Source organism: Methylobacterium litchii (assembly GCF_038442315.1).
Lineage (GTDB): Bacteria > Pseudomonadota > Alphaproteobacteria > Rhizobiales > Beijerinckiaceae > Methylobacterium > Methylobacterium litchii.
On record NZ_JBBXMY010000001.1, the window covers coordinates 111,716 to 130,298 of the forward strand.

At 71.6% G+C, this 18,583-nt stretch carries 22 protein-coding genes; 11 read left to right on the plus strand and 11 right to left on the minus strand.

What is annotated here, in order from left to right:
• The first annotated feature begins 55 nt into the window (after positions 1-55).
• Complete coding sequence (gene alr / locus AAHF99_RS00540; protein ID WP_342162205.1) at positions 56-1,144, plus strand: alanine racemase; 1,089 nt, start codon at positions 56-58, stop codon at positions 1,142-1,144.
• Between the two features lie 31 nt (positions 1,145-1,175).
• The gene (gene radA, locus AAHF99_RS00545; protein ID WP_243956132.1) at positions 1,176-2,606 is read left to right on the plus strand and encodes a DNA repair protein RadA; all 1,431 of its coding nucleotides are present in this window, start codon (positions 1,176-1,178) and stop codon (positions 2,604-2,606) included.
• A gap of 2 nt (positions 2,607-2,608) precedes the next feature.
• Here radA and AAHF99_RS00550 read toward each other — a convergent pair whose 3' ends face one another.
• The gene (locus AAHF99_RS00550; RefSeq protein WP_342162206.1) at positions 2,609-2,842 is read right to left on the minus strand and encodes a hypothetical protein; all 234 of its coding nucleotides are present in this window, start codon (positions 2,840-2,842) and stop codon (positions 2,609-2,611) included.
• Between the two features lie 122 nt (positions 2,843-2,964).
• Between AAHF99_RS00550 and AAHF99_RS00555 the strand changes: the two genes are divergently transcribed.
• A complete protein-coding gene (locus AAHF99_RS00555; protein ID WP_412759809.1) occupies positions 2,965-4,854 on the plus strand; it encodes a chloride channel protein in 1,890 nt (629 codons plus the stop codon).
• A 74-nt stretch (positions 4,855-4,928) separates the two neighbouring features.
• Complete coding sequence (locus tag AAHF99_RS00560; protein ID WP_342162207.1) at positions 4,929-6,002, plus strand: tartrate dehydrogenase; 1,074 nt, start codon at positions 4,929-4,931, stop codon at positions 6,000-6,002.
• A 3-nt stretch (positions 6,003-6,005) separates the two neighbouring features.
• Here AAHF99_RS00560 and AAHF99_RS00565 read toward each other — a convergent pair whose 3' ends face one another.
• The 6 genes from AAHF99_RS00565 to AAHF99_RS00590 all read right to left on the minus strand — a co-directional run bounded on the left by AAHF99_RS00565 (position 6,006) and on the right by AAHF99_RS00590 (position 10,247).
• Positions 6,006-6,659 (minus strand): Fic/DOC family protein, encoded by a 654-nt coding sequence (locus AAHF99_RS00565; protein WP_342162208.1) that lies wholly within the window; start codon positions 6,657-6,659, stop codon positions 6,006-6,008.
• Positions 6,656-6,928, minus strand: a complete 273-nt coding sequence (locus AAHF99_RS00570; protein ID WP_342162209.1) for a hypothetical protein — start codon at positions 6,926-6,928, stop codon at positions 6,656-6,658. The genes AAHF99_RS00565 and AAHF99_RS00570 overlap by 4 nt, the downstream gene beginning before the upstream one ends.
• Positions 6,929-7,004: 76 nt before the next feature.
• Complete coding sequence (dxs, locus tag AAHF99_RS00575; RefSeq protein ID WP_412759810.1) at positions 7,005-8,963, minus strand: 1-deoxy-D-xylulose-5-phosphate synthase; 1,959 nt, start codon at positions 8,961-8,963, stop codon at positions 7,005-7,007.
• A 77-nt stretch (positions 8,964-9,040) separates the two neighbouring features.
• Entirely contained in the window at positions 9,041-9,301 is a 261-nt protein-coding gene (locus AAHF99_RS00580) for an exodeoxyribonuclease VII small subunit (protein WP_342162211.1), read from the minus strand.
• 134 nt (positions 9,302-9,435) lie between these two features.
• Entirely contained in the window at positions 9,436-9,948 is a 513-nt protein-coding gene (locus AAHF99_RS00585) for a tyrosine phosphatase family protein (protein ID WP_342162212.1), read from the minus strand.
• 74 nt (positions 9,949-10,022) lie between these two features.
• On the minus strand, positions 10,023-10,247 hold the full coding sequence (locus AAHF99_RS00590) for a hypothetical protein (protein ID WP_243957119.1): 225 nt from the start codon (positions 10,245-10,247) through the stop codon (positions 10,023-10,025).
• A 269-nt stretch (positions 10,248-10,516) separates the two neighbouring features.
• Here AAHF99_RS00590 and AAHF99_RS00595 point away from each other — a divergent pair, with 269 nt between their 5' ends.
• The 3 genes from AAHF99_RS00595 (at position 10,517) to AAHF99_RS00605 (ending at position 12,570) form a co-directional block, all read left to right on the plus strand.
• On the plus strand, positions 10,517-11,074 hold the full coding sequence (locus AAHF99_RS00595; RefSeq protein WP_243957120.1) for a metallophosphoesterase: 558 nt from the start codon (positions 10,517-10,519) through the stop codon (positions 11,072-11,074).
• A gap of 298 nt (positions 11,075-11,372) precedes the next feature.
• The gene (locus tag AAHF99_RS00600) at positions 11,373-11,720 is read left to right on the plus strand and encodes a hypothetical protein (protein ID WP_342162213.1); all 348 of its coding nucleotides are present in this window, start codon (positions 11,373-11,375) and stop codon (positions 11,718-11,720) included.
• 151 nt (positions 11,721-11,871) lie between these two features.
• The gene (locus AAHF99_RS00605; protein ID WP_342162214.1) at positions 11,872-12,570 is read left to right on the plus strand and encodes a 50S ribosomal protein L25/general stress protein Ctc; all 699 of its coding nucleotides are present in this window, start codon (positions 11,872-11,874) and stop codon (positions 12,568-12,570) included.
• A 61-nt stretch (positions 12,571-12,631) separates the two neighbouring features.
• On the opposite strand, the gene pdxH is transcribed toward AAHF99_RS00605, so the two are convergent.
• Positions 12,632-13,264: a pyridoxamine 5'-phosphate oxidase gene (gene pdxH, locus AAHF99_RS00610; protein ID WP_342162215.1), complete on the minus strand. Its 633-nt coding sequence runs from the start codon at positions 13,262-13,264 to the stop codon at positions 12,632-12,634.
• A 95-nt stretch (positions 13,265-13,359) separates the two neighbouring features.
• Between pdxH and AAHF99_RS00615 the strand changes: the two genes are divergently transcribed.
• Positions 13,360-13,872, plus strand: coding sequence for an RT0821/Lpp0805 family surface protein (locus AAHF99_RS00615; protein ID WP_342162216.1), 513 nt, complete (start codon positions 13,360-13,362; stop codon positions 13,870-13,872).
• Between the two features lie 42 nt (positions 13,873-13,914).
• On the opposite strand, the gene AAHF99_RS00620 is transcribed toward AAHF99_RS00615, so the two are convergent.
• Entirely contained in the window at positions 13,915-14,223 is a 309-nt protein-coding gene (locus tag AAHF99_RS00620; protein WP_342162217.1) for a hypothetical protein, read from the minus strand.
• Positions 14,220-15,131, minus strand: coding sequence for a C40 family peptidase (locus tag AAHF99_RS00625; RefSeq protein WP_342162218.1), 912 nt, complete (start codon positions 15,129-15,131; stop codon positions 14,220-14,222). The genes AAHF99_RS00620 and AAHF99_RS00625 overlap by 4 nt, the downstream gene beginning before the upstream one ends.
• A gap of 255 nt (positions 15,132-15,386) precedes the next feature.
• Between AAHF99_RS00625 and AAHF99_RS00630 the strand changes: the two genes are divergently transcribed.
• Positions 15,387-15,719 carry a hypothetical protein gene (locus AAHF99_RS00630; RefSeq protein WP_243957129.1) on the plus strand — a complete coding sequence of 111 codons (333 nt, stop codon included), beginning with the start codon at positions 15,387-15,389 and terminating at the stop codon, positions 15,717-15,719.
• Positions 15,720-15,725: 6 nt separating this feature from the next.
• Here the strand turns inward: AAHF99_RS00630 and AAHF99_RS00635 are convergent, their stop codons facing one another.
• Positions 15,726-16,448: an MgtC/SapB family protein gene (locus tag AAHF99_RS00635; protein WP_243957131.1), complete on the minus strand. Its 723-nt coding sequence runs from the start codon at positions 16,446-16,448 to the stop codon at positions 15,726-15,728.
• Positions 16,449-16,649: 201 nt separating this feature from the next.
• On the opposite strand from AAHF99_RS00635, the gene AAHF99_RS00640 reads away from it, so the two are divergent.
• Positions 16,650-17,654, plus strand: a complete 1,005-nt coding sequence (locus AAHF99_RS00640) for an AAA family ATPase (protein WP_342162219.1) — start codon at positions 16,650-16,652, stop codon at positions 17,652-17,654.
• A 71-nt stretch (positions 17,655-17,725) separates the two neighbouring features.
• Positions 17,726-18,580, plus strand: coding sequence for a DUF58 domain-containing protein (locus AAHF99_RS00645; protein ID WP_342162842.1), 855 nt, complete (start codon positions 17,726-17,728; stop codon positions 18,578-18,580).
• The last annotated feature ends 3 nt before the right edge of the window (positions 18,581-18,583 follow it).

Consider the following 18,583-nt stretch of genomic DNA (forward strand, 5'->3'; position numbering starts at 1 on the left):
GAGCCGGGGGGTGTGGCCCTACGTCCGGGGTGACGGGTGAAACGGGAGAGGTGGCGTGGCGGTGTCGCGGGCAAGCAGCGAGGTGCATGGCGGCCGGCTGACGGTCGATCTCTCCGCGCTCGCCGCCAACTGGCGGCGCCTCGCCGCCCGGGCGCCGGGGGCCGAGTGCGGCGCGGTGATCAAGGCCGACGCCTACGGCACCGGCATCGACCGCGCCGGGCCCGCCCTGTGGGAGGCCGGGTGCCGCAGCTTCTTCGTGGCCCATCTCTCGGAAGGCCTCGTCGCCCGCGCCGCCCTGCCGGAGGCCGCGCTCTACGTGCTGAACGGCCTGCCGCCGGGTTCGTCGCCGGCTTTCGCTGAGGCGCGCCTGCGCCCCGTCCTCGGGAGCCTGGAGGAACTGTCCGAATGGGCCGCCTTCTCGCGGGGGCGCCACCCTGCGGCGCTCCACGTCGACACGGGCATGAACCGGCTCGGCCTGTCGGTGCCCGAGGCCCTGGCGCTCGCCGACGATCCCCGGATCGCGGCGGCGGGCATCGACCTCGTGATGAGCCACTTCGTCAGCGCGGAGCGCCCGGAGGATCCGGTGAACGCCCGCCAGATCGCGGATTTTTCCCGCGTGCGGAAGGCTCTGCCCGCCTTGCGCGGGTCGCTCGCCAACTCCTCCGGCGTCTTCCTCGACGGCGCCCGGCACGACCTGCTGCGGCCGGGCTACGCCCTGTTCGGCGGCAACCCGACCCCCGACGCGCCGAACCCGATGGACCCGGTGGTGCGCCTCGACGCCGCCATCGTGCAGGTGCGTCAGGTCGAGGCCGGCATGAGTGCCGGCTACAACGGCCGCTGGACGGCGCCCGGCCCCCGTCGCCTCGCGACCCTGTCGCTGGGCTACGCGGACGGCCTGCCCCGGGCGCTCAGCGGGCGCGGCCATGCCCTGGTCGGCGGGGTCGCCTGCCCGATCCTCGGCCTCGTCTCCATGGACCTCATCATCCTCGACGTCACCGACGCCCCCGCCGCCCGCCGGGGGGCGCGGGCCGTGCTGATCGGCGACGGCCTCGACGTCGATACGGTGGGCCGGTCCGCCGGCACCATCGGCTACGAGATCCTGACGAGCCTTGGTTCCCGTTATGTTCGGGATTATGATGGCTAGGGCCGCGTAGGCGGACGAGTCCGGGACACCCATGGCCAAGATCCACCAGACCTTCGTCTGCCAGTCCTGCGGGGCGGTCTACAACCGCTGGCGCGGGCGCTGCGAGGCCTGCGACGGCTGGAACACGATCCAGGAGGAGAGCGCGGGCGGCCCCGGCCAGTCCGGCCCCGCCGCCACCCGGCCCTCCCGCTCCCGGGGGCGGATCTTCCCCCTGGAGGGGCTGACCGGCGAGGCCAAGGAGGCGCCGCGCAGCCCCTCCGGCATCGGCGAGCTCGACCGGGTGACCGGCGGCGGCTTCGTGCGCGGCTCGGTGATCCTGCTCGGCGGCGATCCCGGCATCGGCAAGTCGACCCTGCTGATGCAGGCCGCCGCCGCCATGGCCCAGCAGGGCGCGGGCGTCGCCTATATCTCCGGCGAGGAGGCGGTGGGGCAGGTGCGGCTGCGGGCCGAGCGCCTCGGCCTCGCCAAGGCCGACGTGCAGCTCGCGGCGCAGACCAATGTCGAGGACATCGTCGAGACCCTGAGCCAGGGGAAGCCCCCGGCGCTGGCGGTGATCGATTCGATCCAGACCATGTGGACCGAGACCGTCGAATCGGCCCCCGGCACGGTCACGCAGGTGCGCTCCTCGGCGCAGGCGCTGATCCGCTTCGCCAAGACCACGGGGACGGCGGTGATCCTCGTGGGCCACGTCACCAAGGACGGGCAGATCGCCGGCCCCCGCGTCGTGGAGCACATGGTCGATGCGGTCGCCTCCTTCGAGGGCGACCAGGGCCACCATTTCCGCATCCTGCGCGCGGTGAAGAACCGCTTCGGGCCCACCGACGAGATCGGCGTGTTCGAGATGACCGATGCCGGCCTCTCGGAGGTGCCGAACCCCTCCGCCCTGTTCCTCGCCGGACGCGACCAGCAGGCGGCGGGCACCGCCGTCTTCGCCGGGATGGAGGGCACCCGGCCGCTCCTCGTGGAGATCCAGGCGCTGGTGGCGCCGTCCTCCCTCGGCATGCCCCGCCGGGCGGTGGTGGGCTGGGACCCGAACCGCCTCTCCATGGTGCTCGCGGTGCTGGAGGCCCATGCCGGGATCCGGCTCGGAAGCCACGACGTCTATCTCAACGTCGCGGGCGGCCTGCGGGTGGTGGAACCGGCGGCCGACCTCGCGGTCGCCGCCGCCCTGGTCTCGTCCCTCTCCGGGGCGGTGCTGCCAGCCGAGACGGTCTATTTTGGCGAGATCGGCCTCTCGGGGGCGATCCGCCCGGTCGCCCAGGCGGGGGCGCGGCTGAAGGAGGCCCAGAAGCTCGGCTTCGCCAAGGCCCTCATCCCGCAGGGGCGGGGCGAGGGCGAGAAGGTGCTCTCGGTCGAGACCCTGCGCCACATCGCCGACCTGGTGGCCGGGATCGGCGCGGGCTCCCCCCGGCGAGGCGGGCGCGGCCGGGCGCCCGCCCGCGAGTTCGAGGACGAGTACTGATCCTACGCGATGTAGGGCGTGTGCTTGTCGCCCCCCGTGGCGTTCGATCCGTCGTTGGTGCCGGAATTGGCGGCGTTGGTCTCGTGCCGCTGGTCGCGCGGCATCTCGGGAAACTGCGTGAGCGGACGCCAGGGCGTCGGCGCCACCCCCAGCCGCAGGGCGCTCGGCAGGCGGAACAGCCAGACCGCCAGCACCATCCACGGAACGACGAAGAAGACGAAAGCGGCCAAACCCATTGCGATCCCCTGTGAACACCCCTCCGGCCGTTCAATGCGGCCGAGGTTCCGAGGGATCCAATCCCGGATGAGATAAGCCCGCACGGTGGACGCCCGCCCCCTCCCCTGCGTAAGAACCAGGGGTGAGCGCGCGACAGCCCTCCCCCGGCACGGCGTCCGATCCGGACACCGCGCCCAAGGCCGCGCGAGGCCGCGGAAAGCGGGTGCGCGCGCCCTTCGTCCAGGCCCCCGGCCGGCTGCGCGCCTTCGTCCGGCGCAGCGAGGGCGGCCTCGTCCTGCTGGCGACCTTCGTCGGCGCCGTCTCCGGGCTCGCGGTCTCGGGCATGACCCTGCTCACCCAGGGCTTGCGCGAACTCCTCTACCAGCTCCCCGCCGGCAGTCGCCTGAGCGCCATGGAGGCGGTGAACCCGATCCTGCTGCTCGTCGGCCCCTGTTTCGGCGGCCTCGCGCTGGGGCTCCTGATCCTCCTCGTCCACTACGTGCGCGGCCCGCGCAAGCGCCCGGCCATCGACCCGATCGAGGCCAACGCCCTGCACGGCGGGCGGATGTCCCTGCGCGACAGCCTCTATCTCGGCCTGCAGAACATCATCTCGAACGGGAGCGGCGCCTCGGTCGGCCTGGAGGCCGGCTACACGCAGATCTGCTCCGGCGTCGCCTCCCGGCTCGGCATCGCCTTCGAATTGCGGCGGGGCGACCTGCGCACCCTCGTGGGCTGCGGCGCGGCGGCGGCCATCGCGGCGGCGTTCGGCGCCCCGCTGACGGGGGCGTTCTACGCCTTCGAACTGATCATCGGCACCTATTCCATCGCCATGCTGACGCCGGTCGTCGTGGCGGCGCTCTGCGGCAGCCTGATCTCGCAGGCGATCCTCGGCACGCAGCCCCTCGTCGTCTTCGACAACATGCAGGCGGTGACGACCTCCCACGTCACCAGCCTGGAGATCGTGCCGAGCCTGATGCTCGGCCTGTTCTGCGCCGGCCTCGGCATCGCGGTGATGCGCGGCGTGACCCTGGTGGAGCAGATCGTCCAGGCCTCCGGCCTGCCGCGCGTCGCGGCCCCCGTCCTCGGCGGCCTCTGCGTCGGGGCGCTGGCGCTGGCGGGCACGCCGCAGGTGCTCTCCGGCGGCCACGGCGCCCTGCATATGCATTTCCTGGAGAGCGCCCAGGGCTATACCGGCCTCGCGCTCGCCGGGCTGTTCGTGGCCAAGGCCCTGGCTTCGGCCATCTCCATCGGTTCGGGGTTCCGCGGCGGCCTGTTCTTCGCCTCCCTGTTCCTGGGCGCCATCGCGGGGAAGTTCTTCGCCGTGGCGGCGCCGCTCCTGATTCCGGGCATGGCCGGCTTCGGCCTGACGCCGCTGGCCTACGCGGTAATCGGCATGAGCGCGCTCGCCGTCGCGGTGATCGGCGGCCCGCTCACCATGACGTTCCTGGCCCTCGAGGCCACGGGCAGCCTGCCCATCACCGGCCTCGTGCTGGCGGCGGTGATCGCCTCCTCGCTGACCGTCCGGAAGACCTTCGGCTATTCCTTCGCCACCTGGCGCTTCCACCTGCGCGGCGAGAGCATCCGCAGCGCGCACGACATCGGCTGGATCCGCTCCCTGACCGTCGGGCGGCTGATGCGGCGGGACGTGCGGCCGGTGCCCCTCGACACGCCGCTGGCGACCTTCCTGCGCGCCCACCCCCTCGGCTCGCCCTCGCGGGTGGTGGTGACGGACGGGAAGGACCGCTACGCCGGCATCGTCTCCGTCCCGGAGGCCCATGCGCTGGCCCGCGAGGCCGCCTCCGGCGAGCAGCCGGCGCTGGCCGACCTCCTGCGCTGCACCGACGACTTCCTGACGCCGGAGATGAACGCCAAGGAGGCGGCGTCCGCCTTCGACCGGACGGAGAGCGAGGCGCTGGCCGTCCTCGATCCCGCGCGGACGGTGCTGGGGCTCCTCACCGAGAGCCACACGCTGAAGCGCTACAGCGAGGAACTGGACCGGCAGCGCCGGGCAATGGTCGGGGAATCGGTCTGAACGTCAGGCCGGCGGATTGACCCGGCGGCCCATGTCCACACCTTGGGCCGCACAGAGACCACGCGGAGGAACCCATGGCAGAGCGCAGCTACCGCATCGCGGTCATTCCCGGCGACGGCATCGGCAAGGAGGTCGTGCCCGAGGGCGTGCGCGTGCTGGAGAAGGCCGCCAAGCTGCACGGCTTCTCGCTCCAGCTCGACTGGTTCGATTTCGCGAGCTGCGACTATTACGAACAGCACGGCCGGATGATGCCGGAGGACTGGAAGCCGCAGATCGAGGGCCACGACGCGATCTATTTCGGCGCGGTGGGCATGCCCGACCGGGTGCCGGACCACATCTCCCTGTGGGGCTCGCTGATCCTGTTCCGGCGGGAATTCGACCAATATGCCAACCTGCGCCCGGTGCGGCTGATGCCGGGGGTGAAGTGCCCGCTGGCGGACCGGAAGCCCGGCGACATCGATTTCTGGGTGGTCCGCGAGAACACCGAGGGCGAGTACTCGAACGCGGGCGGGCGGATGTTCGTCGGCACCGACCGGGAATTCGCCATGCAGGAGACGATCATGACGCGCCACGGCGTCGACCGGATCCTCAAGTTCGCCTTCGAGCTGGCCAAGACCCGGCCGCGCAAGCACGTGACCTCGGCCACCAAGTCCAACGGCATCTCGATCACCATGCCGTACTGGGACGAGCGGGTGCGGGCCATGGCGAAGTCCTACCCGGACGTGACCTGGGACCAGTACCACATCGACATCCTGACCGCGCATTTCGTGCTGAACCCGGACCGGTTCGACGTGGTGGTGGCCTCGAACCTGTTCGGGGACATCCTGTCGGACCTCGGCCCCGCCTGCACGGGCACGATCGGCATCGCGCCCTCGGGCAACATCAACCCGGAGCGGGTGCATCCGTCGGTGTTCGAGCCGGTCCACGGCTCGGCCCCCGACATCGCGGGCCAGGGCATCGCCAACCCGATCGGCCAGATCTGGTCCGGGGCGATGATGCTGGAACACCTCGGCGAGCACGCGGCGGCGGCGGAGATCGTCACCGGCATCGAGCGGGTGCTGGCCGAGCGGACGCTCCGCACCCGCGACCTCGGCGGCAACGCGGACACGCAGGCCTGCGGCAAGGCCGTGGAGGAGGCGCTGGGCTGAGGCTCAGCCCGCGGCGGTCGCGGAGCCGAGGGTCGTCAGGGCCCTCAGCCCTTCGACCTCCCGCTCCAGCGGCCTCGGCTCGCGGAGGAAGGGCGCGAGGTAGGCGTCCAGATATCCGTCGCCGGGCAGATGCACTTCTCTGGTCAGGGCCGTCAGGAAGGCGGCCTTGTCCGTCTCGTGCCACGCGACGGAGAGGTCCGCCCGGTGGGCCAGGACCGCGTGTACCGTCATGATGGTGCGCCCGTTGCCGTCGAGGAACGGATGGGCGTGGGCCAGCGAGCCCAGCACCTCGCCGGGCTTCGCCCGCATGAACGCGCGATCGTTGCCCTGCCGGAGGGCGTAGTCGGCGGCCCGGCGGATATCCTTCGGGAAGGCGAACATCCTGTCGTAGCCGCCGCGGCTGATGTTGGCTTGCGGTGCAGTCTCCCACCGGTCCTTCCCCGCCCAGGGGTAGACCGAGCCGAACAGGGTCGCATGCGTGGCGAGGATGTCTGCGTAGTTCAGAGGGTTCCGGCGGGACAGGGCGGCGACGGCCTTGCCGACCTTCATCATGAAGGCCCTGTGCTCGAGTTGCTTGACCCGAGCGAGGTCTTTGAGACCGGCGACGTTGCGGAGATAGCCCCGTTCCTCGAAATCGCCGAAGACGTCGAAGGTCAAGCGTCCAAGCCGTCCCGCTCGGCCAGATAACGCGCATGAAGCAGCGTGTTCTCGATGTCGGGGATGGCTTCGGCCCGGCCCAGGGCGACGAGCAGCCACTCGGTCTCGTCGAGGTTCACATCGTCGCCGGCCACGCGCGAGACCGCCTCGGCCCAGTCGTCGAGGCCCGCCCGCTCGTAGCGGATGCCGTGACGGCGGGCGAGATCGCGGATGGTGTCCCGGGCCGTCATCACCTCGGCCTCGGGACGAACGGCAGCCTGTGCGGTCATGGCGAACTCCTCGAGAGGAATTCTACCCCATTCCCCGCCGTCCCGTCGACTCATCCGGACGGCGTGAGGGTGCCGCTCAGCGCGGCCGGCGGCGGACGCTGACGACGTTGTCGGAGAGGTCGGCCTTCTCGGCCTTGGCGGCGGGCAGCGTCTCGGTGACGACCTTGACGATGCTCGGGGCGTCGAGGCCCGCCTCGGCGTACATTGTCTCCGGCTTGTCGTGGTCCTGATACGCGTCCGGCAGGGTGAGCGTCCGCACCCGCACCCGGCCCGCATCCAGCGCGCCCTTCTCGGCCAGAAGGTGCAGCACCATCGCCCCGAACCCGCCCCGCGAGCCCTCTTCGATGGTCAGCAGCACCTCGTGCCGCGACGCGAGGTCGAGGATCAGCGCCTCGTCCAGCGGCTTGGCGAAGCGCGCATCCGCCACCGTGACCGCCACGCCCTGATCGGCGAGCGTATCCGCCGCCTTCAGCGCCTCCGCCAGACGCGTGCCGAGCGACAGGATCGCCACCCGCGCGTTCGCGTCCTCGCGCACCACGCGGCCCTTGCCGATGGGCAGGGCCTCGCCCCGCTCCGGCAATTCGATGCCGACGCCCTCGCCGCGCGGGTAGCGCAGGGCGGACGGGCCGCTGTCATGGGCGTGCAGCGTCGCCACCATGTGGACCAGCTCGGCCTCGTCGGCCGCCGCCATCACCGTCATGTTCGGCAGACAGCACAGATAGGCGAGATCGAACGCGCCCGCATGGGTCGCGCCGTCCGCGCCGACGAGCCCCGCCCGGTCCATGCAGAAGCGCACGGGCAGGTTCTGCAGGGCGATGTCGTGCACCACCTGGTCGTAGGCCCGCTGCAGGAAGGTCGAGTAGATCGCCACGAACGGCTTGTAGCCCTCCGTCGCCAGACCGCCCGCGAAGGTCACGGCGTGCTGCTCGGCGATGCCCACGTCGAAGGTCTTGTCGGGGTGGGCTTTTCCAAAGAGATCGATACCGGTGCCGCCGGGCATCGCGGCGGTGATCGCCACGACCTTCGGGTCGGCGTCGGCCGCCTTGATCAGGCTCTCGCCGAACACCCGTGTATAGGCCGGCGCGTTCGGCTTGGCCTTGGCCTGGACGCCCGACACCACGTCGAACTTCACCACCCCGTGGTAGCGGTCGGCCGAGGCCTCGGCCGGCGCGTAGCCCTTGCCCTTGCGGGTGACGACGTGCAGCAGGATCGGGCCGGTCTCGGTGTCGCGGACGTTCTTCAGCACCGGCAGCAGGTGGTCGAGGTTGTGCCCGTCTACCGGGCCGACATAGTGGAAGCCCATCTCCTCGAACATCGTGCCGCCGCCGACCACGAGAGAGCGGGCATACTCTTCCGCCGCCGCCGCACGCTGGTAGATCGCCTTCGGCAGCAGCTTGCCGAGCTGCTTGGCGGCGTCACGCAGGGTCCGGTAGGTGTCGCCCGAGGCGAGCCGCGCGAGATAGGCCGACATCGCGCCGACGGGGGGCGCGATGGACATGTCGTTGTCGTTGAGGATGACGATGAGGCGCGAATGCAGGGCGCCGGCATTGTTCATGGCCTCGTAGGCCATGCCCGCCGACATCGAGCCGTCGCCGATCACCGCGATCATGTTGCGGCGCTTCGGCGTCTGGCCCTTGGCCTTCGCGGCGGCGGCATCGAGGTCGCGGCCGACCGCCATGCCGAGGGCGGCCGAGATCGAGGTCGAGGAGTGCGCCGCGCCGAACGGATCGTAGACGCTCTCGGAGCGCTTGGTGAAGCCGGACAGGCCTCCGCCCTGGCGCAGGGTGCGGATGCGGTCGCGGCGGCCGGTGAGGATCTTGTGCGGGTAGCACTGGTGGCCGACATCCCAGACGATGCGGTCGTCGGGGGTATCGAACACGTGATGCAGGGCGACGGTGAGCTCGACGACGCCCAGCCCCGAGCCGAGATGGCCGCCGGTGATGGACACGGCGTCGATCATCTCGGCGCGCACGGCATCGGCCACGGATTGCAGCTCGCCTTCCGGCACCGTCCGCAGATCCGACGGCTCGTTCACACGATCCAGCAACGCTGATTGCTCAGGGGTGATCGCCACGGTCACAACCTCATTTCCCACGGGACCGACCCGAGACTTCACGACACATCGAGGGGCGCCACACCCTCCGCCCGCCCATCGGCGGTGAGGGTGATCCGCTGGATCCGCGCCTCGGCCTGCTTGAGCAAGGCCTCGCAGCGCCGCTTCAGTGCCTCGCCGCGTTCGTAGATCTCTACCGACCTGTCCAGCGGCACGTCGCCGCGTTCCAGTTGCCGCACGATGTCCTCGAGATGCTCCAGGGCCTTCTCGAACGGCAGGGCCTCGATCGACGGGTCGGTCGCTGGTGTCTCTGCGGTCATCCCTGCCTCATCCTTTGTCCGGTTCTAAGGCGGCTTGCGAAGCGGGGACAACCCGGCTCGTCCGAAGCCGGGCCCGTCATCCGCCGCTTTTGCCCGGAACGGGCGCGTTTGCGCCACACCCGCTCCAGGCCGTGTCAGTCCAGGGCAAGGACGAAGGGTGTGCCCTCGAAGGCGTCGGCGCCGCGCCCGATTCGCGCGATGGCGGCGACCATCCTGCCGTTGCGCCCGAGCAGCCGGTCCGCGATCTCCACGAACAACCGGTTGGGGGTGGCCGAAGGCGAGGCGGCGCGCAAGGCATCGGCGATGGTGCCCTCATCGCGCTCCGGCGCCAGGGCGCAGGCGGCGATGTAGGCGGCGGCCGGCGAGCGGCTGATGCCGGCGTAGCAATGGATCACCAGCGGCGTCTCCCGCGGCCACGCGCGGATGAAGGCGAGGAGCGCCGCCACATGCTCCTCGCCGGGCAGGACATGGCCCGCCTGCGGTGCGGCGATATCGCTCACGCCGATCCGTGCGTGGTTTTCAGGGGGAATCGCGGCCGGGCGCTCGACGGGCATCCCGATGGTGACGAGGGTGAGGAGATGGCGCGCGCCCGTCGCGTGGACGGTGTCGGGCAGACGCGAAAGCGGGCAGACGTGCAGGGTCGGCATCGTCCGCCCGTGCGATGCGATCGTGTCCGATCGAGGGCGGAGGGTGTCGGGGCCGAGCCCCGACAGACGTCCGGTCAGGCCGCGTTGACGGCGAGCGCGTGCGGATTGCCGGCGAGGCCGGCGCAGAGGTCGTCGATCTCGGTGAGATCCAGGGCGTCGCCGGTCTGGCCGGCGATGGTGTCGATCAGGTGGTCCTGGCGCGGATCGAAGGGGTGACCCTGCATCCGGTAGAACTGGTAGTAGCGCAGAGCGGCGAGGACGGTGTCGCGTTCTCGGTCGGTTACGGTGAAGTTCTGCATGGGTCTTCGCTTCCCCTTGTGGCTTCAACGAACGCCTGGACCGGACCGCGACGCCGCGGACCAAGCTTGGCCATTGTAGCGCGCGTGTCACAAGCGGGACAGTTCTTGACAGATCGCCCCGACGTGATTCGTTTTCGTTAGGATTTTCTGCCGTGGCGCTTCGTCAGCGGCGGCGGGACTGCGCGAGACTTTAAGCCGCTGTCTTTTTCGCCTTGCGGGCCGCGCCCCGGGCTCCACCTCGTCCGGGACGGAGCGAACAGCCGGAGCCGATGGCGACCTACTTCACCGCCGACACCCATTTCGGCGATCCGCATGTCCTGCGGCACGCCCGCGCGCGTTTCGGCACGGTGGAGGCCCATGACGAGGCGCTGATCGCCGCCTGGAACGCGGTCGTCGGGCCGGAGGACACGGTCTGGCATCTCGGCGACTTCGCCGTGGAGGCGAGCCGGGAACGCTGCGCGGACGTGTTCTCGCGGTTGCACGGGGTGAAGCACCTCGTGCGCGGCAACCACGATTCGAACCGCATCCTCGACCTGCCCTGGGCCGCGCCCCCCGTCGAGAGCATGCGCCTCACCGTGACGGACGGGACCGGCCGCGACCGGCGCCTGTTCCTGTCGCATTACGCGCACCGCGCCTGGCCCGGCCTGTGGCGCGAGACGCTCCACCTCTTCGGCCACAGCCACGGCTGGCTCCCCGACACCAGCCGCTCCTGCGACGTCGGCATCGACGCCTGCGACGCGCGGCCGGTCGATCTCGACGCGATCCTCCTGCGCCTGCAGGCGGCGGAGCTGGTGCCGGAAGAGTTGGCCCGACACGGGATGCGATGAGGACGGGCTTGCGGTCGGGCAGCCACGCTTTCATGATCGGCCCGTTCGACTCGATGGGGTTTCAGGGTGTGGCCGGTCGGCTCCGTATCCATCGCCATCACCGAGTATGGCTTCGGAAACACGGTGCTGATCGAGATCGGGACGCCCATCGGTCGCCTGGAGGCGGTCGGGGAACTGGAGCAAATCGGCCGAACATTGTATTTTCGTCGGGCGCACGTTCAGGGGCTGCACCGGGGTGCCTTAGGGCGGGCGGGATTGAACGCAATCGGTGCGGAGATCCTGAGAGAGGCTGAGGTCGATGCGGTCGTCGTTGAAGGAGGCCCTCGAACGACCGGCGCGGGACCGAAGCGCGGGCGCAGGCCGCCGCCCTTCCGGTATCCCCGTTGAACTCGTGCTGCGGGCGCCGGGCGTCATCGAACAGCCCGTGAGCCTCGTGCGGGCGCTGGCGGGTTTCGGCCTGGACCTCGGTGAGGCGCACGACGTGCTCGACCGGCTCGCGGGTGGGCACAAAGTGCCGGTGACCCTGTACCTGACACCGCAGAGCGAATCGCCCTTCGCCCTCCAAGGGTTCGGAGTCTGCGCGGACGCCCCGACCCGGGACGAGGCGATCGACCTGATCAGACGGCGGGGATTGGCGGCGGCCTGATCCGCCGATTGCCTTCCGGCGCTCATTTGTGTATCGCCACGGCGCGCCCCCGAGACACCCTTGGAGGCAGGGGCGCGCCGGGAAGGCTTGAGCCGTCCGCTTCGGGCGGCTTTTTCGCGTTCCGGCTCCAGCTATCTGAAGGATCACGCCTATGAGCGCCATCAAGTCGCTTGAGGCCGTGGCACGCGACCGGGTCGGCAAGGGGGCCGCCCGGGCCGTTCGTCGCCAGGGCCAGATTCCCGCCGTCATCTACGGCGCGGGCCAGCCGCCGGTCTCCATCGCCATCGACCTCATCCGGGCCCGCACGCTGATCTATGCCGGCGGGTTCAAGACCACCGTGTTCGAGATCGCCGTGGGCGGCCGCAAGCTGCGCGCCATCCCGCGCGACTTCCAGCTCGATCCGGTCTCCGGCGTGCCGATGCACGTCGACTTCCTGCGGGTCGTCTCGGGCCAGACCGTGACGGTCGCCGTGCCGGTGCACTTCGTCAACGAGGACGCGGCCCCGGGCATCAAGCAGGGCGGCGGCACCCTCAACATCTCGCACCACACCCTCGAGCTCGACGTCGCCCCGGACCAGATCCCGGACGCCATCGAGGTCGACCTGACCGGCCGCCAGATCGGCGACGTGATCCACGTCTCCGACATCAAGATCCCGGCCGGCACCTACACCGGCGAGTCGACCGATCCAGTCGCCAACATCGTCCCGCCGACGGTGCTGGGCGCCGAGGTCGAGGCCGAGGAGGCCGCGATCGCCGAGGCGCAGTCCGCTGAGGCCGCCGAGGAGAAGGCCGAGGCTGAGGCCGAAGCCGCCGAGGACGAGGCCGAGAAGAAGGCCGAGTCCGAGGACTGATCCTCCGGACATCCCGCACACGCGAAAGCCCCGGCCACCCGGCCGGGGCTTTTTTCATGCCTCACGGGTAGAGGCGCGTGCCCCGCCAGCCCGCGCCGTCGCGCACGAACCGTACCCGGTCGTGCAGGCGGAACTCGCCGTTCCGCCAGAACTCGATGCTGCTCGGCAGGATGCGGAAGCCCGTCCAATGCGGCGGGCGCGGCACCGCCCCGTGGCCGACCCGCTCCGTCACGGCGGCGACGGCGTCCATCAGCGCCGTCCGGTCCGCGACGGGCCGCGATTGCTGGCTCGCGATGGCGCCGATGCGGCTTTCCCGGTGGCGGCTCGCGAAATAGGCGTCGGCCTCCGCGTCGGTCACGCGCTCGACGGGGCCCCGCGCGCGGATCTGCCGCCCCAGGCTCTTCCAGTGCAGGACCAGGGCGGCCTGCGGGTTCGCGGCCAGCTCCTCGCCCTTGGTCGATTGCGTGTTGGTGTAGAACACGAAGCCACGCTCATCGAACGCCTTCAGCAGCACCACCCGCACGTCGGGCAGGCCGTCGCTGCCGGCCGTGGCCAGGGCCATGGCGTTCGGATCGTTCGGCTCGGCGGCCTCGGCCTCCTTCATCCAGGCCGCGAACAGGGTGACCGGGTTCTCGGCGCGGGTGAAATCTTCCAGGATGACGGCAGCCGGGCCACCGATCGTTAACTCGTTCAAGGGAAGACTCCTGCCTGCCACGTCCGGGGCCTGAGGGGGCAACGGCGCGTCCGTCGAACGCAAAAGACCGCCGTTGAGTCAGGTGTGATGGTCTGATGGTCTCGCGTCACTGTAAAGGTCTCCGGACCCTCGTTCCGGCGGGGGCTGCCCTGTGCCTGGGCGTCGTCCTCGGGGGGTGCAGCCAGCCGCTGCTGCTGTTCCGGGGTACGCCGGAGCCGGCAGCGTCCGCCGTCGTCGAGGAGCCCCTGACGACGGGCAGCATCGCGCCGCCCAAGACCTTCGGGCCGGACCTCAACGGCGAGGATTGGCGGCGGGCGCAGGCCGCGCTGACGGTCGCCCTCGATCCGCAGGGCAACGGCCGCCCGGTGAAGTGGGACAACCCCGATTCCGGGATGCACGGCTCGGTGAACCCGACCGGCCTGCCCTACGTGGCGGACGACCGGATCTGCCGGAATTTCCTCGCTTCGGTCATCGGCTCGGAGAAGAGCCGCTTCGTGCGCGGCACGGGCTGCAAGCCCTCCGGCGGCGAATGGACCCTGCAGGCGATGCACAAGGCCGCCCCGCCCACCAAGGAGTCGGGGAAAGGCCCGGACAAGGCGGGGGAGTGAGGGGCGGGCGGCCCCGGTAAGCCGCCCGCGCCGTCGCCGATCTCAGTAGGGGTAGCCGTAATAGGGCCGCATCCGCAGGCGGCCGGCCGGCTCGGGCTGCGGGCCGGGGGGCACCGCATAGCGGGAAGCTGCATCCGGTGCGTAGGTCTGCAGGTAGGAATCGTAGCCCGGATCGCGGTAATTGCCGTTGTTGACGCCGGCCGAGCGGTCGTTGCCGCTGAGCGCCGCGTAGGGCGAGAGGCCGCTGCCCGAATCGCCGCCACCGCCACCGCCGCCGCGCGCGAGGGCCGCACCGGGCAGGAGGGCGAGGAGGGCGCCGCCGAGGGCGAGGCCGAGTCGAGTGCCAGTCATTCCGGGTCTCCGGGTTTGCGAACTTGACAATGGAACGGGTCCGCCGGGGCAGCGGTTCCTGGCGCCAGCCGGCGGAAGGATGTCACGGGGCCGTAGCTGTTGGCCAGGATGCGCGCCCGCGCCTCCGCCAGGGGCTCCACCGCCACCGCCATGTGGTGGCCGTTGGCGTGAAGGAGGGAGGTGGCGTCGCGCATCATCCCGACATGGCCGCGCCAGAACACCAGGTCCCCGCGTCGCAGCCCGGCGGGATCGTCGGGCAGGGCGGTGCCGAAGCCGCGCTCCTGCATGTCGGCGTCGCGGGGGCAGTCGCGGCCCGCGAGGTGCAGGCAGAGCTGCACCAGCCCGGAGCAGTCGAGCCCGAGGCTCGTGCGCCCGCCCCAGAGATAAGGCGTACCGACGAGCCGCTCGGCGGTGCCGACGAAGTCGGGGGCGGTGAAATCCGCCTCCCGGCAATGGGCGGCGAAGACGAAGCCGCCCGGCGTCGCGAGATAGTCGCCCTCCCGCCCGGTCGCGGTGAGGCGGGCGCCGAGGCCGAGATGGCCGCGCGGGGGCCGCTTCAGGTCCGGCGCCGGGTAGAGGAAGCTGCGCACAGCCGTGACCACATGGGTCGGCTCCGGATCGGCCGGGCCGAGGCTGCCGACGGGCAGGTAGCCGACATAGCCGTCGCGCGTCAGCTGAACGAAGGCGTGCCCGTCCTCCTCCGCGTAGAAGGTGACGGCATCGCCCAGCACGGCCTCGGTCTCGGTGCCGGAGGCGTCCGAGGGCGTTCGCCGCAGGGGCGCGGAGGGGACAACGACGCGCCGCGCCTGCCCCGCGACGAAGCGCGCGGCCTCGACCTGCCCGCGCAGGGCGGCATCCGCCAGATGCGGCCGGGCGGGGGTGAGGCGCGGATCGAACGGCAGGGTCATGGGCGCAGGATAGGCCCTGCCGGGTTAATGCGAAACGCGGGCGCTCGCCCGCCGGGTCGAGGGATCGGAGCTCTGCGGGCGCGGCCCGCCATCCATGCGGCATGCCGTCGCGCCGGGATGCCCCGTTGGGGGCCATCCGTCCATGCCACGGGCCGATCCCAGCGCGGGCGACCCATGCGATCACCATCGTTTGATGCACTGCACAACCGGCCTCGGGCGCGCTATGCTTGAGGCATGCAGACCGCGAGTCGTCCCGTGAAGAAGACCCAGAAGAGCTTCGCCGACCTTCCGCCGATCCGGGTGCGCCGCGAGCCGCCGACGATCGTCGAGGCGGTGGCCGCCGCCCAGGACCTGGCCGACGATGTCGAGCAGCAGGTGGAGATCGCCGCCGGGCTGATCGGCCTCCCCGCCGACGAGGTCCGCCCGCATGTGCTGGCCGCCAAGCGCGCCAAGCCGGAGCGGGCACCCGAGCGCATCCTCAGCCACGCGAGCCCGAGCCGCGCCCCCCGCACGGTCATCGTCGAGCGCCGCGTCCGGCCAACGGTGGTGGTCGAGCGCCGCATCCGCCCGCTGACGCCGCCCCGCTGAGCCGGTTCAGTCGGCCGTCGTCTGGCTGGTCCAGGTGGCGTGGCGGATGCCGGGGGCCTTCTCCAGCTCGGCCGTGACCGCGTCGAGCTCCGACGCCTCGACGGCGCTGGCCGTCAGGGTGGCGATGACGTCGACCGCGTCCTCGCCCCGCTCCTCGATCTCGATGGCGCTGACGGGGTAGTTCGCCGCCTCCAGGCGCTCGATCAGCAGGTCCTGCGCCGGCCCGGTGGCGCCCGGCGCCGTCGTCACCTGGACCTCGTAGGTCGCCTCCGTCTCCGACTCGCGGATCGGCAGGCGGTCGATGAGCTTCACGAGGGGCCGCAGGGCCGTGTTGCAGGCGAGCACCGTCGCTGTGACGAAGGTCGCCTCCAGGGGCATGTCCGCCCCGGCGAAGGCGCCCACCGCCGCCGAGCACCAGAGGGTCGCGGCCGTGTTGAGGCCGCGCACGTTCATCCCCTCCTTCATGATCACGCCCGCGCCGAGGAAGCCGATGCCGGAGATCACGTAGGCCACGGTGCGGGTGCCGCCCTCGCCGCCGGTGAGGCGCATCCCGAGATCGACGAAGGCCGAGGCGCCCACCGCCACGAGCACCGCCGTGCGCAGGCCCGCCGTGCGCTGGCGGTACTGTCGCTCGGCACCGATGAAGGTGCCGAGGCAGAAGGCCACGAAGAGGCCGAGGGCGGATTTCACCGGTTCGGGGAGGTCGGCGTAGGCGAAGGCGGCATGCATGGCGGCCCGCTCATCCTCCGCGCCTGTGAAGAAACCGTGACACGATGCCCGCAAACGGCCCGGCCCACGCAGGATTGACGGGCACCCGGCCTGCGGGCACACCCGAGACGGCTTGAGAGAGCCCGTGCGCGACACGGGACCCGGCCGCGAGGAGACGTGCAGGATGCCGGATTGCGCCGACCTGTCGGGACCAATCCACTCATGAGCGGCGCGGCCCTCGCCGACCGCCCCTCGCCGGGAACCGATCCCTCCGGCCTGCACGGGCGGGTGCTCGCCCTGCGCGACGGGCTGGAGACCGGCCTGATCGGCGCCTCCGGCCTCGTGGAGCGGCTGCTGATCGGCCTCCTCACCGGGGGCCACCTGCTGATCGAGGGCGCGCCCGGCCTCGCCAAGACCCGCGCGGTGAAGCGCCTCGCGGAGGGGCTCGACGGCTCCTTCGCCCGCATCCAGTGCACCCCGGACTTGATGCCCGCCGACCTCACCGGCACCACCGTGTGGCGCCAGGACAGCGGCCATTTCGAATTCCTGCCCGGCCCCCTCTTCCACGCCCTGGTGCTGGTGGACGAGGTGAACCGCGCCCCCCCCAAGGTGCAGTCGGCGCTGCTCGAATCCATGGCCGAGGGGCAGGTGACCGTCTCCGGCGAGACCCACCGCCTGCACGACCCGTTCATGGTGGTGGCCACCCAGAACCCGATCGAGCACGCGGGCACCTTCCCCCTGCCCGAGGCGCAGCTCGACCGCTTCCTGCTCCACGTCGTGGTGGACATGCCCGACGCGGCCTCCGAGCGGGCGATCCTCGACCTCGTGGAGGGCGAGATCACCCACCGCATCGCGCCGATGCCGATCCGCCTGTCGATGGAGGACGTGCGCGCGGCCCGCGAGGCGGCGCTGGCCACCTACGTCTCCCCGGCGCTGAAGGACTATCTCGTGCGCCTCGTGGCGGCGACCCGCACCGACGAGGCCGCGCCGGACCTGCGCGGGGCCATCGAGCACCCGGCCTCGCCGCGCGGGACGCTCGCGCTGATGCTGGCCGGCAAGGCGCGGGCGTGGCTGCGCGGGCGCGACCACGTGATCCCCGAGGACATCACCGAGCTGGCGCGGGACGCCCTGTCCCACCGGATCGGCCTGACGTGGCGGGCCTCCGCCGAGGGCAAGACCGCCCGGGGGCTGATCGACGACCTCGTGCGGCGGGTGAAGGCCCTTTGAGCCGAGGGACAGCGGCACCGTCCCGAGATCCGGCCCAGGATCCTGTGATCCACCTCTCGGGCGAGGCGCTGATGGGCTTACGCCACCTCGCCCGGCGGGGCGCGGCGCCCGTGACCCGCACGCTTGCCGGCCTGCCGGGGGGCATCGTCACCAAGCGGCGGGGCCGGGGCTCCGAGCCCGAGGACGTGCGCCTCTGGGCCGAGGGCGACGACCGCCGCCACATCGACCGCAACGCCACCGCGCGCACCGGGCAATTGCACGTGCGCACCCACCACGACGAGCGCGACCGGGCGGTGATCCTGCTCGCGGATTTCCGGCCCTCCATGCTGTTCGGCACGAAGCGGACGCTCCGCTCCGTCGCGGCGGCGGAGGCGCTGGCCCTCCTCGGCTGGCGGATCGTCGCCGATGGCGGACGCGTCGGCCTCGCCGTGGCGACCGCCTCGGGTGAGCCCACCGTCCTGCGCCCGGCGGGGGGCGAGCGCGCCATGGCTTCCGTGACCGGCGCCCTCGCGGTGGCCCATGCCCAGGCCCTCGACGCGGCACGGGCGGAAGACCCGCCCCTCGAACCCCTGCTCGGCATCGCCACGAGCCTCCTGCCGTCGGGCGGGCATCTCGTCATCGCCAGCGCCCTCGATGCCCCCGGCCCCAATTTCGAGCGCCTGCTCGGCCTCGTCGCCGAGCGCGTCTCGGTGCGCCTTCTCCTGGTGAGCGACGCCTTCGAGCGCGCCCGGCGGCCGGGTTTCTTCCCCTTCGCCCTCTCGGACGGGCGGCGCGGTTCGCTCCGGGCCGACGGCACGGGGGAGCAGATGCTCGACGCCCGCCTCGGGGATTACGCCGCGCGCGGCATCGCCGGCCTGCGCCTCGACGTGGAGGCGGGGCCGGAGGCCTACGCGCCGCTGATGGAGCGGCTCGATGCCGTGCTCTGAGAC

Bases quoted from the DNA above. Each gene is read 5' to 3' on its own strand.
- radA (WP_243956132.1), top strand. From the start codon at position 1,176: ATGGCCAAGATCCACCAGACCTTCGTCTGCCAGTCCTGCGGGGCGGTC.
- AAHF99_RS00550 (WP_342162206.1), bottom strand. From the start codon at position 2,842: ATGGGTTTGGCCGCTTTCGTCTTCTTCGTCGTTCCGTGGATGGTGCTG.
- AAHF99_RS00560 (WP_342162207.1), top strand. From the start codon at position 4,929: ATGGCAGAGCGCAGCTACCGCATCGCGGTCATTCCCGGCGACGGCATC.
- AAHF99_RS00570 (WP_342162209.1), bottom strand. From the start codon at position 6,928: ATGACCGCACAGGCTGCCGTTCGTCCCGAGGCCGAGGTGATGACGGCC.
- AAHF99_RS00580 (WP_342162211.1), bottom strand. From the start codon at position 9,301: ATGACCGCAGAGACACCAGCGACCGACCCGTCGATCGAGGCCCTGCCG.
- AAHF99_RS00585 (WP_342162212.1), bottom strand. From the start codon at position 9,948: ATGCCGACCCTGCACGTCTGCCCGCTTTCGCGTCTGCCCGACACCGTC.
- AAHF99_RS00590 (WP_243957119.1), bottom strand. From the start codon at position 10,247: ATGCAGAACTTCACCGTAACCGACCGAGAACGCGACACCGTCCTCGCC.
- AAHF99_RS00595 (WP_243957120.1), top strand. From the start codon at position 10,517: ATGGCGACCTACTTCACCGCCGACACCCATTTCGGCGATCCGCATGTC.
- AAHF99_RS00600 (WP_342162213.1), top strand. From the start codon at position 11,373: ATGCGGTCGTCGTTGAAGGAGGCCCTCGAACGACCGGCGCGGGACCGA.
- AAHF99_RS00605 (WP_342162214.1), top strand. From the start codon at position 11,872: ATGAGCGCCATCAAGTCGCTTGAGGCCGTGGCACGCGACCGGGTCGGC.
- AAHF99_RS00615 (WP_342162216.1), top strand. From the start codon at position 13,360: ATGGTCTCGCGTCACTGTAAAGGTCTCCGGACCCTCGTTCCGGCGGGG.
- AAHF99_RS00620 (WP_342162217.1), bottom strand. From the start codon at position 14,223: ATGACTGGCACTCGACTCGGCCTCGCCCTCGGCGGCGCCCTCCTCGCC.
- AAHF99_RS00625 (WP_342162218.1), bottom strand. From the start codon at position 15,131: ATGACCCTGCCGTTCGATCCGCGCCTCACCCCCGCCCGGCCGCATCTG.
- AAHF99_RS00635 (WP_243957131.1), bottom strand. From the start codon at position 16,448: ATGCATGCCGCCTTCGCCTACGCCGACCTCCCCGAACCGGTGAAATCC.
- AAHF99_RS00640 (WP_342162219.1), top strand. From the start codon at position 16,650: ATGAGCGGCGCGGCCCTCGCCGACCGCCCCTCGCCGGGAACCGATCCC.
- AAHF99_RS00645 (WP_342162842.1), top strand. From the start codon at position 17,726: ATGGGCTTACGCCACCTCGCCCGGCGGGGCGCGGCGCCCGTGACCCGC.